Origin of the sequence: Sphingopyxis sp. 22461, from assembly GCF_052044915.1 — a bacterium.
Taxonomy (GTDB): domain Bacteria; phylum Pseudomonadota; class Alphaproteobacteria; order Sphingomonadales; family Sphingomonadaceae; genus Sphingopyxis.
The window spans coordinates 258,447-271,503 of sequence record NZ_JBQENY010000009.1; the positions used below are offsets into that span (position 1 = coordinate 258,447).

13 protein-coding genes are annotated in these 13,057 nt (G+C 66.1%); 2 read left to right on the forward strand and 11 right to left on the reverse strand.

The genetic code is table 11. The features are described 5' to 3' along the window. Positions 1-51 precede the first annotated feature (51 nt). The 6 genes from ACTJI5_RS16600 to ACTJI5_RS16625 are packed head-to-tail and all read right to left on the reverse strand — an operon-like array spanning position 52 to position 6,724. Positions 52-708 (reverse strand): alpha/beta fold hydrolase, encoded by a 657-nt coding sequence (locus ACTJI5_RS16600; RefSeq protein ID WP_058539413.1) that lies wholly within the window; start codon positions 706-708, stop codon positions 52-54. Between the two features lie 35 nt (positions 709-743). Next, the gene (locus ACTJI5_RS16605) at positions 744-1,664 is read right to left on the reverse strand and encodes an NAD(P)-dependent oxidoreductase (RefSeq protein ID WP_440861091.1); all 921 of its coding nucleotides are present in this window, start codon (positions 1,662-1,664) and stop codon (positions 744-746) included. Then, positions 1,661-2,959 (reverse strand): phosphopyruvate hydratase, encoded by a 1,299-nt coding sequence (gene eno, locus ACTJI5_RS16610; protein WP_440861092.1) that lies wholly within the window; start codon positions 2,957-2,959, stop codon positions 1,661-1,663. Before eno ends, ACTJI5_RS16605 begins: the two co-directional genes overlap by 4 nt. Further along, the gene (locus ACTJI5_RS16615) at positions 2,956-3,933 is read right to left on the reverse strand and encodes a phosphotransferase family protein (protein WP_440861093.1); all 978 of its coding nucleotides are present in this window, start codon (positions 3,931-3,933) and stop codon (positions 2,956-2,958) included. Before ACTJI5_RS16615 ends, eno begins: the two co-directional genes overlap by 4 nt. Position 3,934: 1 nt before the next feature. Further along, on the reverse strand, positions 3,935-5,065 hold the full coding sequence (locus tag ACTJI5_RS16620) for an alpha/beta hydrolase (RefSeq protein WP_440861094.1): 1,131 nt from the start codon (positions 5,063-5,065) through the stop codon (positions 3,935-3,937). Positions 5,066-5,089: 24 nt separating this feature from the next. Beyond that, positions 5,090-6,724 (reverse strand): long-chain-fatty-acid--CoA ligase, encoded by a 1,635-nt coding sequence (locus tag ACTJI5_RS16625; protein WP_440861095.1) that lies wholly within the window; start codon positions 6,722-6,724, stop codon positions 5,090-5,092. Positions 6,725-6,870: 146 nt separating this feature from the next. On the opposite strand from ACTJI5_RS16625, the gene ACTJI5_RS16630 reads away from it, so the two are divergent. Next, a complete protein-coding gene (locus tag ACTJI5_RS16630) occupies positions 6,871-7,320 on the forward strand; it encodes a MarR family winged helix-turn-helix transcriptional regulator (RefSeq protein WP_058539407.1) in 450 nt (149 codons plus the stop codon). Between the two features lie 9 nt (positions 7,321-7,329). On the opposite strand, the gene ACTJI5_RS16635 is transcribed toward ACTJI5_RS16630, so the two are convergent. After that, the gene (locus tag ACTJI5_RS16635) at positions 7,330-7,905 is read right to left on the reverse strand and encodes an NADPH-dependent FMN reductase (protein WP_440861096.1); all 576 of its coding nucleotides are present in this window, start codon (positions 7,903-7,905) and stop codon (positions 7,330-7,332) included. Between the two features lie 66 nt (positions 7,906-7,971). Continuing rightward, entirely contained in the window at positions 7,972-8,478 is a 507-nt protein-coding gene (locus ACTJI5_RS16640) for a MarR family winged helix-turn-helix transcriptional regulator (protein WP_056373752.1), read from the reverse strand. 191 nt (positions 8,479-8,669) lie between these two features. Here ACTJI5_RS16640 and leuD point away from each other — a divergent pair, with 191 nt between their 5' ends. After that, the gene (gene leuD, locus ACTJI5_RS16645; RefSeq protein ID WP_058539405.1) at positions 8,670-9,254 is read left to right on the forward strand and encodes a 3-isopropylmalate dehydratase small subunit; all 585 of its coding nucleotides are present in this window, start codon (positions 8,670-8,672) and stop codon (positions 9,252-9,254) included. A 9-nt stretch (positions 9,255-9,263) separates the two neighbouring features. Here leuD and leuC read toward each other — a convergent pair whose 3' ends face one another. The 3 genes from leuC to ACTJI5_RS16660 form a co-directional block, all read right to left on the reverse strand. After that, positions 9,264-10,676 (reverse strand): 3-isopropylmalate dehydratase large subunit, encoded by a 1,413-nt coding sequence (gene leuC, locus ACTJI5_RS16650; protein WP_440861097.1) that lies wholly within the window; start codon positions 10,674-10,676, stop codon positions 9,264-9,266. Then, positions 10,673-11,968, reverse strand: coding sequence for an acyl-CoA dehydrogenase family protein (locus ACTJI5_RS16655; protein WP_440861098.1), 1,296 nt, complete (start codon positions 11,966-11,968; stop codon positions 10,673-10,675). The genes leuC and ACTJI5_RS16655 overlap by 4 nt, the downstream gene beginning before the upstream one ends. Positions 11,969-11,986: 18 nt before the next feature. Then, a partial coding sequence (locus ACTJI5_RS16660; RefSeq protein WP_440861099.1) for a phosphotransferase occupies positions 11,987-13,057 on the reverse strand: 1,071 nt, incomplete at its 5' end.

The window sequence follows — 13,057 nt, forward strand, 5'->3', positions numbered from 1 at the left end:
CCAGCGATCCGACGTTGCAACTGGGTTCCCGCTTTCGCGGGAATGACGAGGTTATTGATCCACGAACGCGGTCAACAACGGCACCACAACCTCCGGCGCCTCGACCGTCGGCAAATGCCCTGCCCCTGCCACAACTTCGAGCCGCGCCCCCGGGATGGCCCCCAGAATCTCGTCATGATGCGCGCGGCTGGTGATGCCGTCCTTCTCGCCCCAGATCAGCAAGGTCGGGACCGCGATCTCGCCGAGCCGCGGGCGGCTGTCGATGCGTGCCATGATCGCGCGCTGCTGCGCGAGGAAGGTGTCGGCGCCGGTATCGGCCGCCATCTGCCGCGCGATACCAAGCAAGCGCGCGTCGCTGCGCTTTTCTTCCGGGAACAGGATCGGGATGCGCTCCTCGACCACCTGGTCGAACTGGCCGCTTTCGACGAGATCGATATAGCCCTGCCGCCGCGCGGTCTGCGCCGGGCCGTCGGCCGACGCCAGTGTCGAGATCAGCGCAAGCTTCGCCACGCGTTCGGGCGCGCGCCGCATCACCTCAAAAGCGACGAAGCCGCCCATCGCGTGCGCGATCAGCGCGAACCGCGGCGGCGCATTGTCGAGCAGGCGCTGCGCGAAGCCCTCGATCGTGTCGTCGCTGCGGTTGTCGGCGACGGTCACCTCGCGATCGCCCCAGGCATCGAGCAACGGCTGCCACACGGCGTCGGTCAAAAGCTGACCGGTTATCAAAACAATAGGGAGAGACATTAGACCACCTGATGAAGAAGGGTTTCGCCCGCCGCGAGACGGCGGCAATTTTCGTGCGCGACCGTCAGGCTGCGCACAAGCGTTTCGGGCGTCAGCCATGCGATATGCGGCGCGAGCACGACGCCCGGCAAACCGAGCAGCGGATTGCCGCGCGGCAGGGGTTCTTCGGCGAAAACATCGAGGCCCGCGCCGCGCAGATGGCCCGAGGTCAGCGCCTCGACCAGCCGCGCCTGATCGACCAGCTCGCCGCGCGCGGTGTTCACAAGCACCGCGCCCTTCTTCATCGCGAACGGATCGACGCTCGCGCGGGTCTCGTCTGTGAGCGGCATGTGCAGCGAAACGATATCGGCTTCGGCGATCAAGTCATTGAAAGAACGATATTCATATGGGCAGTCACGGCGATTGCGCGCGGTGTAGACGACCTTCGCCCCAAGCGCCGCCAAGACCGGCGCGAGCAGCTGCGCCGAATGGCCGAAACCCACCAGCCCGACTGTCCGGCCCGCAACCTCCCCCACGCTGTCGAGTTCGGACAGGTCGGCCGTCCACCCCTCGCCCGCGCGCGTGCGCGCATCGAAAAAGCAGGTGCGACGCAGCACCGCCATCATCAACGACAGCGCCATTTCGGCGACCGCCTGACTGTTGGTGCCGGGCATGTTGCACACCGCGACGCCATGACTGCGCGCCGCGTCGAGCGCGATCGTGTTGACCCCGACGCCAAGTTTCTGGATCAGTTTCAGGTTCGGCGCCGAGGCGATGAATTCCGGGGTTACGGGCGTCAGGACGTGGAGCAGCGCGGTGATTTCCGGCGCCACCGCGTCGAGCGGCGCCGCCTCATCGACATGCACGACGCCGCCGGGGCCGAAGATCGCATCGACGGCCTCACGGAATCCCGGGCTCGGCCGGGCGTGGAGGACGATCATGCCGCCACCCGGCCGATCGCCCCCGCAAAAGCCGAAAAGCCCGCAAACACCGCGTCGCCGCCCATCGCTTCCTCGATCCGCAACATCTCGTTCCACTTCGCCATGCGCTCGGAGCGCGTGAAGCTGCCGACCTTCAATTGCCCGGCGTCCCAGCCGGTCGCGAGATGCGCGATGGTGACGTCCTCGCTCTCGCCCGATCGCGCCGAGACGATCGCGCCCCAACCGCGCCGGGTCGCGGCGTCGAGCGCCGCCTTCGCCTCGGTGACCGTGCCGACCTGATTGACCTTGATCAGCGCGGCGTTGCACACCGCCGCATCGCCCGCGCGTTCGACACGCGCGGCGTTGGTGACGAGCACATCGTCGCCGATGATCTGCACCTTGTCGCCGATCGCAGCGGTGACCGCCGCCATCGTCGTCCAGTCGTCCTGCCCCGCCGGATCCTCGATCGACAGGATCGGATAGCGCTTCGCCCAGTCGATAATGCGCGCCGCCATCGCCTCGCCCGACAAGCGTCCGTCGTCGAGCGCGAGATTATAGCCGTCGGCATCGCCCAATTCATTCGCCGCGATGTCGAGCGAGATGAACACATCCTCGCCTGCGCGGTGGCCGCTCGCCTCGATCGCCTTGGTCAGCGTGCCCAGCGCATCCTCGTTCGACGCGAAATTCGGCCACCAGCCGCCCTCGTCGGCAACCCCCGAGAGCGGGCCCTTGGCCTCCATCAACTTGCCCGCGGCGCGATAGACATCGTCGGTGATTTCGAGCGCGCGGCGGAAGCTGCCCGCCTTCGGGCACATCACCATGAAATCCTGCACGTCGGTGCGCCGCCCCGCATGCGCTCCGCCGCCGAAAATCTGGATTTCGGGGAGCGGCACGCGCACCTTTTGCCCGCCCGCGAGATAGCGCCACAGTGGTTCGCGCGCATCCGCCGCGGCGGCGTGGAGCACTGCCATTGACACCGCGACGACAGCATTCGCGCCAAGCCGCGCCTTGTTGGGCGTATTGTCGAGCGCGCAGAGCGCCGTATCGATGGCGGCCTGATCGCGCGCATCCATGCCCGTGATCGCGCCCGCAATCTCCGATCCGATTCCCGCTACCGCGCGATTGACGCCAAAGCCGCCGAACGCTGCACCGCCGTCGCGCAGGTCGATCGCTTCATGCGCGCCGCGCGAGGCACCCGCGGGGGCGATCGCCCGGCCGACCGCACCCGATTCCAGCACGACCTCGGCCTCAACGGTGGGCCGACCGCGCGAATCCCAGATCTGGCGGCCGGTGACAGAGGCGATACGCGAAGTCATACAAGGTTCCTTTTCCAGTTGGCGACGAGCACGTCGATCGGCGACGGCGCGACAATGAGTGTCCGTGCCTGATCGCGCACGATGCGCTTGTGTTCGGGGTCGGTGAGATATGGTGCGGGCGACTTGCCCTCGACGCGCGCGAGAAGCAGCGCCGCGGTGAGCTTGCCCGCGCGGAGCAGCAGGCCATCGACATCCTCCCAATCGACCGCCGAGCGATACGCCGCAACGAGCGCCGCAGCGGCTTCGTTCAGCCGGGCATCGCCCGACCACACAGCCTTCAGCAGCAGATGCGTCGTGCAGAAGGCGACGTCGAACGCCGGGTCGCCATAAACGGCGCATTCGGCATCGAGAAACACCGGACCGTCGCTGCTGACGAGGATATTCTTGGGGCTGACGTCACCGTGGACGAGCGCGATCTTGCGCGACGATAGGTCGTCGGCAAGCGCGCGCAAGACCGGCGCCAACTCGGCGTCATGCTCGGCGACGTAGATCAGGAAGGGATCGACGCGCAGCGCGCGGAACATCGCGTCGTTCGGAAAGGCATCGCGGTCGGCCGAATTGTTCGCTGTCGCGGCGTGGACAGCCGCAACCCCCCGGCCCACAGCGGCGGCGAAATCAACATCGACCCGCCCGGCCATCAGCTCGTCCTTCCACACCGGGCAATCGGGGAGGAAACGCATCGCGAAGCCATAGCCGGGCAGTTCGGCGAGCACCTCAGGTGCCATATGCGCATCTACCCCGCGCGCGCGCCGCAGCCAGCGCACTTCGCTCTGGCCGCGTTCGATCGGCGCGTGCCATTCGGCGGCGACGCGAAGCTGTTCGAGCGGACGTTTGACGACGATCGGGCCCGACGGTGTCTCGACCTTCCATACGTCGCACGACACGCCGCCGGTCAGCGGTTCGAGGACGACATCGTCCTCGCCCACCAGCCCGGCGCCGCGCAATCCTTCGATGATGTCGGCGTCGGCCGTCACGTCACAGCTTCTCCCGGATCCACGCGCCGACGAGGTCGGCGGCGTTCTGCCGTTCTTCGATCGAGTCCTCGAAGTAATGCGCGCCGGGGATCAATTCGAGCTTCTTGTCGGTCGAGCCGAGGAAATCGAAGATCTTGCGCGCGTCGCTCGGGAATACGCCGGTGTCGGCGGTGCCCTGTACGACGAGCGCGGGCGTGTCGTGCTTGGCGAGGTGCCGCTGCCCCTGACACGGCGAGGTTTCGAGGCTCCACATGTTGAGCCACGTCTTGATCGTGTTCGCGCGCCCGATGCTCGGCGTGCGGTTCGCGATCGCGGGGTCGCCGCGATAGCACCAGTTGGGCTTGCGGTCCGACGGGTCGATCGCGGGATCGACGCAGCGGATATCGCCCCAGCACCGGAACATCGGGAAGATGCGATCGGGAATACCGGCATCGTTCAGCCGTTTCAGCTCGGCCTTTGCCCAGTCGGTGATGCGCTGGTTGCGCGCGCGCTGCGCGGCGCGATATTTCGCGATGAAAGCGTCCGAATAGGGCGGGCCGTTGTCCGGGTTGAACGGGTCGAGTTCGGGGTCGGTCAGCGTCGGGTCGTTTTCGTCGATCACCGACGCGTCCATCCAGTCGGTGAGCACTTCAGGGCGCCCCTGATGCGCATTGAAGCTGATGTAGAGATCGCCCTTGATCAGCGACGCCAGCGCATCCTGTCCGACCGAGGGCAAACGGTCGGTCAAGGTCGGCGCGATCGCTTCGGCCTGATAGGCGCCCATCAGCGATCCGCCGCCCGAATTGCCGAGAATGACGATCTGCTCGACCCCGGCCTCTTCTTTCAGCCACTTCAACCCAACGCCGATGTCGAGCACCGCATGTTCGAGCAGGAACTGATCCTCGACCCCGCGATAACGCGTATTCCAGCCAAGGAAGCCGAAACCCTGCCGCGCGAAATAGGGCGCGATATAATGTTCGGCGAAGTCGACATTATAGTGGGTCGCGATGATCGCGACCTTCGGCCGCTTGCCCGCCTCGGTCCAATAGATGCCCTGGCACGGGTGCCCGCCCGCCTGAATGCGCGGCGCCGTTGGCGACACCAGCCCGACAAATTGCGCGTCCAGTCCTTCGATCCCGTTCGGGTCCATCATAGTCTCTCCTGTTTATGGTTATGGTCAGCGGGTGACGTCAAAAGGCAGCTCGTATCCCTCAAGTCCCGCGCGGATCGCTTTCTTGTCGATCTTGCCCGTCGGCCCCAGCGGGATTGCCGCGACGAACAGCACGTCGTCGGGCATCCACCATTTGGCGATCTTGCCGTCGAGGAAGGATTTGAGATCATCGGCGGAGGCGTCGGCGCCCGGCTTCAGCTGGCACAGCAGGATCGGCCGCTCGTCCCATTTCGGATGCGCGACCCCGACGACCGCGGCGTTGGCGACGGCATCATGCCCCATCGCGATATTCTCGATCTCGATCGAACTGATCCACTCGCCGCCCGACTTCACCACATCCTTTGCGCGGTCGGTGATCTGCATATAGCCTTCGCCATCGATCGTGCTGACGTCGCCGGTGTCGAAAAAGCCCTCATCATCGAGCACGTCGCCGCCCTCGCCGCCATAATAGGCGCCCGCGATTGTCGGCCCCTTGACCATCAGCCGCCCCGGCGTCTTGCCGTCATGCGGCAGACGGTTACCCGCGTCGTCAACGAGCTTCATATCGAGACCGCAGAGCAGCCGGCCCTGCTTGAGCTTATACGCCATCTGCTCGGCGTCGGATTTGGCCGCGACCGCGGCATTGGGCACCGACACCGTGCCGAGCGGCGAGGTTTCGGTCATGCCCCAGCCCTGAATGACATCGACGCCATAATCGTCGCGGAAGGTGCGGATGATCGATTCGGGACACGCCGATCCGCCGATCGTCACGCGCTCCAAAGTCGTGAAGCGCTTTCCATTTTCCTGCATATATTGCAGCAACATCTGCCACACTGTTGGCACGGCGGCGGAATAAGTGACACCCTCCTGCTCGATCAGATTGTAGATCGATTCGCCGTCCATCCGTTGCCCGGGCAAGACCAGCTTCGCGCCGACCGCGGGGGCCGAATAGACGACGCCCCACGCATTGGCGTGATACATGGGCACGACGAGCAGCACCGTGTCGCGCGCCGACAAGCCGAGCGCGTCGCGCTGCAGGGTCATCAGCGCATGGATATAGTTCGATCGGTGCGAATAGAGCACGCCCTTGGGATTCCCAGTCGTGCCGCTGGTGTAGCAAAGCCCGCACGCGGCATTTTCGTCGAAAGCGCCCCAATCATGTTCAGCGGAATGCCCCATGATCCAGTCGTCGAAGGCGACCGCCGGAAAGCTCGTCTGCGGCAACGAAGCGCGGTCGCAGAAAAAAATCACTTTCTCGATCGACGGCACCTGCGGCAGCAATTGCTCGACGAGGTCGGCGGTCGCGGGGTCGGCGATCAGCAACCGGTCGCCCGCGTGGTTCGCGATATAGGCGATCTGTTCGAGAAAGAGCCGCGGATTGAGCGTATGGAGCACCGCCCCCATCCCCGCCGCGCCGTACCAGGCAGCAAGGTGCCGCGCGCCGTTCCACGCCATCGTCGCAACGCGGTCGCCGGGCCTGACCCCTTCGGCCGCCAGCGCGTTCGAGACGCGCTTTGCGTCGGCATGAACGTCGGCCCAGCTCGAACGGGTGACGCGCCCCTCGGCATCGCGCGACACGATCTCGCGCGCCCCGTGCCAATTCGCCGCATGATCGATGATCCGGTCGACCGTCAGCGGCACATTCTGCATCAACCCGTCCATGCGACTCTCTCTCCATTCTCGTTACAATAGATAGTATGCTAAGTATTTTGCCTTTGCAACGCCGCTCTGCCTTGCTTCGCTCGCCCTGCTCTTCTAGCTTGCTGACGTCGGCACCCCGCCGGCAACAGGGGCATATCATAGCGTCCATGCGCACCAACCAGCTTATCATCGCGCTTTTCCAGCGCTTCTGCTGGCTCGACGAAGGGCTTCAGGCACGGCTCCACGACCATGGCTGGCCCGACGTCAACCGCCCGCAATCGATGGTGATGACGAATATCGTCAGCGGTATCGTGCGTCCGTCGGACATTGCGCGCAACCTGGGCATATCGCGGCAGGCGATCCACAGCACGATCAACCAGATGGTGAAGCTCGGCATCGTGCAGATGGACGTCGATCCCGCCGATCGGCGCCACATGGTCGTGTCGCTGACCGACCTCGGCGCGCGCATGCGCAAGGACGCGCAGCGCTCGATGGACGATCTCACCGCGCAAATCGCGGCCAAGCTGGGACAGGACAAGTTCGACGCCCTGCTCGCGGCGCTCGAGGCCGACTGGGGCGACAATATCGACCGCCCTGTCGCCGCCCCGCGCCGTTAGGGTCAGGACCTAGGCCGACAGCGCCTTCGCGACCGCGATCAGCCGGCCGGCGGTCATTTCGACCAGCGACGCCGGCAGCGCCTCCTTCAAGCTGCCATCCTCGGCGAAGGCGGCGTGCGCGTTCGGCACCAGCACCTGTTCGGGGATCACCAGCATCTGGATCGTCGACAATATCTGGCGTAAATGCATCAGCCCGCGGAGCCCGCCGAACGGGCTGATCGACGCCGACATGATCGCCGCCACCTTGCCGCGATAGGCAGTCAGCGCGACCATGCTCTCGTCGCCGGTCGGGCGCGATGCCCAGTCGATTGCGTTTTTGAGCAACGGTGTGAGCGAGCCATTATATTCGGGGGAGACGAACAGCAGGCCGTCCTGCGCGGTGAAGAGCGCCTTAAGCTTCAGCGCGTCGGACGGAAAATCGTTCGCCTCGCGCGCCGCCGAATAGAGCGGCAGGTCGAACGCTGCGAGATCGACCCGCGTCACGCTTGCGCCCTGCGCTTCGAGACTGGCCGCGGCGACCTCGCCCAATGCGCGGTTGAACGATCCCTCGCGGATGCTGCCGACGATGACGGCGATGCTGGTCATTTTCCCTCCCGGACAATATAGTTAGAATGCTAACTTATTGTCCGGGTGCGCGGCAAATGCAAGCGATCAGGCCTTGATGTCGGAAAGCACCGCGAGCTTGCGCGTTTCATCGCCAAGATTGTCGATGACGCGGCGCATCAGCCCCTGCAGCACCTCGACCTCTTCGTCGGTCATCCCCTTGGTCGCGATCTCGTGAATCTCGGCGTTCATCGGCGCGAGGATCAGTTCGAGCTTTTTCGCATGCGGCGTCAGGTGGATGAAAGTCTTGCGGCGGTCGTCGGCGGTCTTCCTGCGCGTGATCAGCCCGGCCTTTTCCAGCCCCTTGAGCGCGACGACCGTTGTCGGTTCGCGCATCCCGACGCGTTCGCTGAGTTCGCGCTGGGTGATGCCGTCCTCGCGCCACAGCTGGCGCAGAAACCGCCACTGTCCTGCCGAGACGTCGTGCGTCAGCGTGCGGCGTTCGAGCAGCCGCGAAAAGGAGCGGAAGACGACGCGCGCCAGATAACCGATGCTGTTTTCAGGATCGGTATAATATTCGGCGGGATGTCGGTAATCCTGTGGTTTCTTTGCCAAAATCCTGCTCCCCTGTCGCGGTCCCCGGCGCCGGGCGCTGACCCGCGCGATTGCGAACCTTAGGACACGAAGATTCGCGCGGCAACTGTCTTCATCGCCATCCTGCGCCGTATCGCCCTTCCAACCCCGCGATAATGTTGGACAAGATCGGCCGACCCATTTACTTAGAATACTAAGTTAATGGAGGCGATGTGCAAAAATTTACCCGGATGAAAGCGGTCGCGGCCCCGCTGCCGCTCGCCAATGTCGACACCGACATGATCATCCCTGCGCAATATATGAAGTCGCTGACCCGCACGGGCCTTGGCAAACATCTGTTCCGCGAGCTGCGCTTCGTGGACGATGGCAGCGAACGCGGCGACTTCATCCTCAACCGGCCCGCCTGCCGCGAAGCCGGGATTCTTGTCGCCGACCGCAATTTCGGATGCGGATCGTCGCGCGAACATGCGGTATGGGCGCTCACCGATTTCGGCATTCGCTGCGTCATTGCGCCAAGCTTCGGCGATATCTTTGCCGGGAACGCCCGCAAGAATGGCCTGCTGCTGATCCGCCTGCCCGACGCAACATGCGCGCGGCTGCGCGACGAAATCGCACTCGCCCAATATGCGCCGGTCGAGGTCGATCTGGATGCACAGCAGATACGGCTCGCGTCGGGCGAGGCGATCGATTTCGCGATCGATCCCGATGATCGCCGAATCCTGATGGAGGGGCTCGACGACATCGCCCGCACGCTGCGCCACGCCGATGCGATCGCGCGGTTCGAAGCCGCGCTCTAGAGTCTGACCCTAGCCGGGCACTTCGGGCGCCGCGATGCAGCCCGCAATCGCGCTCGCCGCCGCGAGCGCCGGGCTCATCAAATGGGTGCGCCCGCCGCGCCCCTGCCGGTTCTCGAAATTGCGGTTCGACGTCGCGGCGCAGCGCTCGCCGGGCTGCAGCCGGTCGGCGTTCATGCCGACGCACATCGAACAGCCGGGCTCGCGCCAGTCGAACCCCGCGTCGCGCAGGACGCGGTCGATCCCCTCTTCCTCGGCCTGTCTTTTGACCAGCCCCGAGCCCGGCACGACCATCGCGCGAACATGCGGCGCGACGCGGCGGCCGCGCACGACTTCCGCCGCGATGCGCAGATCCTCGATCCGGCTGTTGGTGCAACTGCCGATAAACACGCGGTCGAGCCGCAATCCGGCGATCGGCACGCCCGGCGTCAGGTCCATATAGGCAAGCGCGCGTGTCGCTGCGCCGCGCGCTTCGGCGTTCGTCAGCGCGGCCGGATCGGGAACGCGTCCGTCGATCGCGGCAACCTGCGACGGGTTTGTGCCCCAGCTCACCATCGGCCGGACATCGCGCGCATCGACCCGCATTTCGCGGTCGAATAGCGCCGTATCATCGCTTGCGAGGGCCGCCCAGCGCGCGCGCGCGGCATCCCACGCCTTCCCCGTCGGCGCCGCGGGCCGACCCGCCAGATAGGCGAAGGTCGTCGCATCGGGCGCGACCAGCCCCGCGCGCGCGCCCATTTCGATGCTGAGATTGCACAGCGTCATCCGCGCCTCCATCGACAGCGCCCGGACGGCTTCGCCGGCATATTCGACGACATGCCCCCCCGCGCCGTCGACGCCGATTACGCCGAGCAGGTGGAGCGCGAGATCCTTGGCATGGACATGCGGCGCGAGCACGCCATCGACCGTCACGCGCATGTTGCGCGACCGGCGCTGGCGGATCGTCTGCGTCGCCAGCACATGCTCGACCTCCGACGTGCCGATCCCGAACGCCAGCGCTCCGAATGCGCCATGCGTCGACGTGTGGCTGTCGCCGCAGACGATCGTCATCCCCGGCTGCGATCGTCCCTGTTCGGGCCCGACGACATGGACAATCCCGCCGCGCGGATCGCCCATCGGGAAATTCTCGATCCCGAAATCACGCGTGTTGCTGACCAGCGCTTCGAGCTGCGCGCGCGCTTCGGCATCGGCAACCCCGGCGGGGCCCGCCGCCTGCCCCGCCGTCGGCACATTATGATCGGACAAGGCGAGCGCGCGCTCGGGACGCCGCACCGCGCGCGCCGCCGCCGCCAGCCCGGCGAACGCCTGCGGCGAGGTCACCTCGTGGAGCAGGTGCAGGTCGATATAGAGCAAAGTCTCGCCGTCATCCTCGGCGACGGCGTGCGCATCCCATATCTTGTCGTAAAGCGTGCGGGGCCGGTTCACAGTTTCCCGATCGTCTCGCGCCGCGGCCCCATATATCCGAACAGGTAGGCGGCGACCTTTCGCATCTGGATTTCCTCGGCGCCTTCGGTGATGCGGTATCTTCGGTGGTGGCGGTAGATATGCTCGAACGGCTTGTGGCGCGAGTAGCCGATGCCGCCGTGGACCTGCATCGCGCGGTCGGCGGCCTCGCAGACGAGGCGGTTCGCCCAGTAATTGCACATGCTGACCTTGTCGGAGAGGGTGCGCTCGACCTCCTTGTGCGGCGTATTGTCCATGTCCCACGCGGTCTTGCGGATCAGCAGGCGCAGCATCTCGGCCTGCGTCGCCAGCTCGACCAGCGGGAACTGAATCGCCTGGTTCTTCGCCAGCGCCTCGCCGAACGGCTTGCGTTGCCGCGCGTACTTCACGCTCTCCTCGATGCAGAACACCGCCGCGCCGAGCGAGCTCGCCGCCTGCCGGATGCGGTTCTGGTGAACGAAGCTCTGCGCGATCGACAGCCCGCCGCCCTCGGGGCCGAGCCGCGCCTCGTCGGGCACCCACACGTCGCTGAACGTCATCCTCGGATGGTCGGTCGGCATGTTGAACGTCCACATATATTCGTCGACCGTCATGCCCGGCGTGCCGGTGGGGACGAGCAGGCAGGTGATGCCCTTCGCATCGCCGTCGTCGCCGCTGGTGCGGCAGAAGGTCGCGCAGTGCGTCGCGCTGTGCATGCCGGTGATCCACATCTTGCGGCCGTCGATCCGCCAGCCGTCGACGCCATCGCGCGTCTCCCTCACCGCACGCGTCTCCATATGCGTCGCGTCGCTGCCATGGTCGGGCTCGGTGAGCCCGAACGCGGTGCGGCGTTTCCCTTCGAACCCGCCGAGGATAAATTCGGCCTTCTGCTCGTCGCTCGTCGCGAACTGCTCGAACATCTCGACGAACGGGAAGTTGCCGACGATGCTGTGCTCGTTCTGCAGGTCGTTGTGGAGGCCGAGCCCCTTCGCCGCGAAGTGCTCGCGGATCACCGCCATCCAAAGGTTGCTGCCGTCCTTGCCGCCGTACTTCTTCGGCGCCGAGAAGCGCCAGTGGCCCGCGGCGTCGGCCTTGCGGGTGGCTTGGCGCAGCAGCGCTTCCCACTCCTCGCGCGGCAACCCCTGATTGTCCCAGTCGGTGCGCGCATGCTCGCGCCGATGGTCGAAGAAGCGGATATTGTCGTCCGCCAGCTCGAGCGGTTTGATCTCGGCCTCGATAAAGGCGTCGAGCTCGTCCAGATACGCCTGCAAGTCGGCGGGCATCGCAAAATCCATGTCTCTCTCCCTGTTCCGTTATCCGCGCCACGCGGCGCGCGCCGCAGCGAGCGCGGCATATTTGGGGCTGTCGATCGCGCATTTGTCGAGCACGGCGCGGCGCAGCTTCGCGAGCAGGCCCGGCTCGGCGAGCGTCGTGGTTCCCGACAGCAGCGCGGCAGCAAGCTCGGCATCCTCGGCGCGCACCCCGGCATCGAGGTCGCGCAGCACGATGCCGAGCGCGTTCATCGCGACCACCGCCTCGAACTTGGCGTGCCCCTCAGCCTGCGGCTTGATCGATCCTTCGATCCAGTCGCGCACCGCCTGCACGATCTCGCGGTTCGTTGGCTCGCCAGCGGGTTCCGGTACGACCGGCTTCGACGGTGGCAAGTCCCGCGCCCGCTCGGCCTCGGGCGCCTCGTCTTCGAGCAGGCACACCAGATCGAGCTCCTGCTCCGCCGTGCGCCGGCCGATGACGACGCGCTCGACCGTCCGGTCGGCGCCGCTCCGCCACATCTGCCCCATCTGCAGGCAGCCGAGCGCCCACCACAAGGTGCGATAGATCAGCCAGAAGCGGAAGCGGCCCCTGTCGACCGTCACCCCGCCCGCCGCCTCATAGGCCGCAAAATACTCCTCGAGGCTGCCGACCCCGAACGCCGGTTTATCGAGCGCGCCGAAGCGCCACACCGTCATGCAGCCGAACGCGAGGTCCTCATGCGCATCGCCGCGGTGCGCCAGCTCCCAGTCGAGCACCGCCGCCAGCCCGTCCGCATCGACCATGACATTGCCCATGCGATAATCACCATGGACGAGCACCGGATCGGCGGGCGCGGGCAGATGCTCCTCGCACCATCTGATCGCCAACGCGATCACCGGGCGGTCGCCGCCGTACGACAGGAAGCGCGCGCGCAGCTCCGCCAGCGCCGTCGCCGTGTCCATCAGCGGGATCGCAGCGGGCACGCGGTCCAGCGGGATGCTGTGGATGCGCGCCAGCTCGCGGCCGAGATCCTCCAGCAGCGACGGCGGCGGACCCGCCAATATCTTCGCCGGCGACACCTCCGCCAGCACCCGCCGCATCACATAGCCCGTGCCTAGGCCGTCGGCGTCCGT

What these genes read in the sequence shown, in the direction of transcription:
- ACTJI5_RS16620 (WP_440861094.1), bottom strand. Translation starts at nt 5,065, where the DNA reads ATGATGGACCCGAACGGGATCGAAGGACTGGACGCGCAATTTGTCGGG.
- eno (WP_440861092.1), bottom strand. Translation starts at nt 2,959, where the DNA reads ATGACTTCGCGTATCGCCTCTGTCACCGGCCGCCAGATCTGGGATTCG.
- ACTJI5_RS16605 (WP_440861091.1), bottom strand. Translation starts at nt 1,664, where the DNA reads ATGATCGTCCTCCACGCCCGGCCGAGCCCGGGATTCCGTGAGGCCGTC.
- ACTJI5_RS16655 (WP_440861098.1), bottom strand. Translation starts at nt 11,968, where the DNA reads ATGGATTTTGCGATGCCCGCCGACTTGCAGGCGTATCTGGACGAGCTC.
- ACTJI5_RS16635 (WP_440861096.1), bottom strand. Translation starts at nt 7,905, where the DNA reads ATGACCAGCATCGCCGTCATCGTCGGCAGCATCCGCGAGGGATCGTTC.
- ACTJI5_RS16630 (WP_058539407.1), top strand. Translation starts at nt 6,871, where the DNA reads ATGCGCACCAACCAGCTTATCATCGCGCTTTTCCAGCGCTTCTGCTGG.
- ACTJI5_RS16625 (WP_440861095.1), bottom strand. Translation starts at nt 6,724, where the DNA reads ATGGACGGGTTGATGCAGAATGTGCCGCTGACGGTCGACCGGATCATC.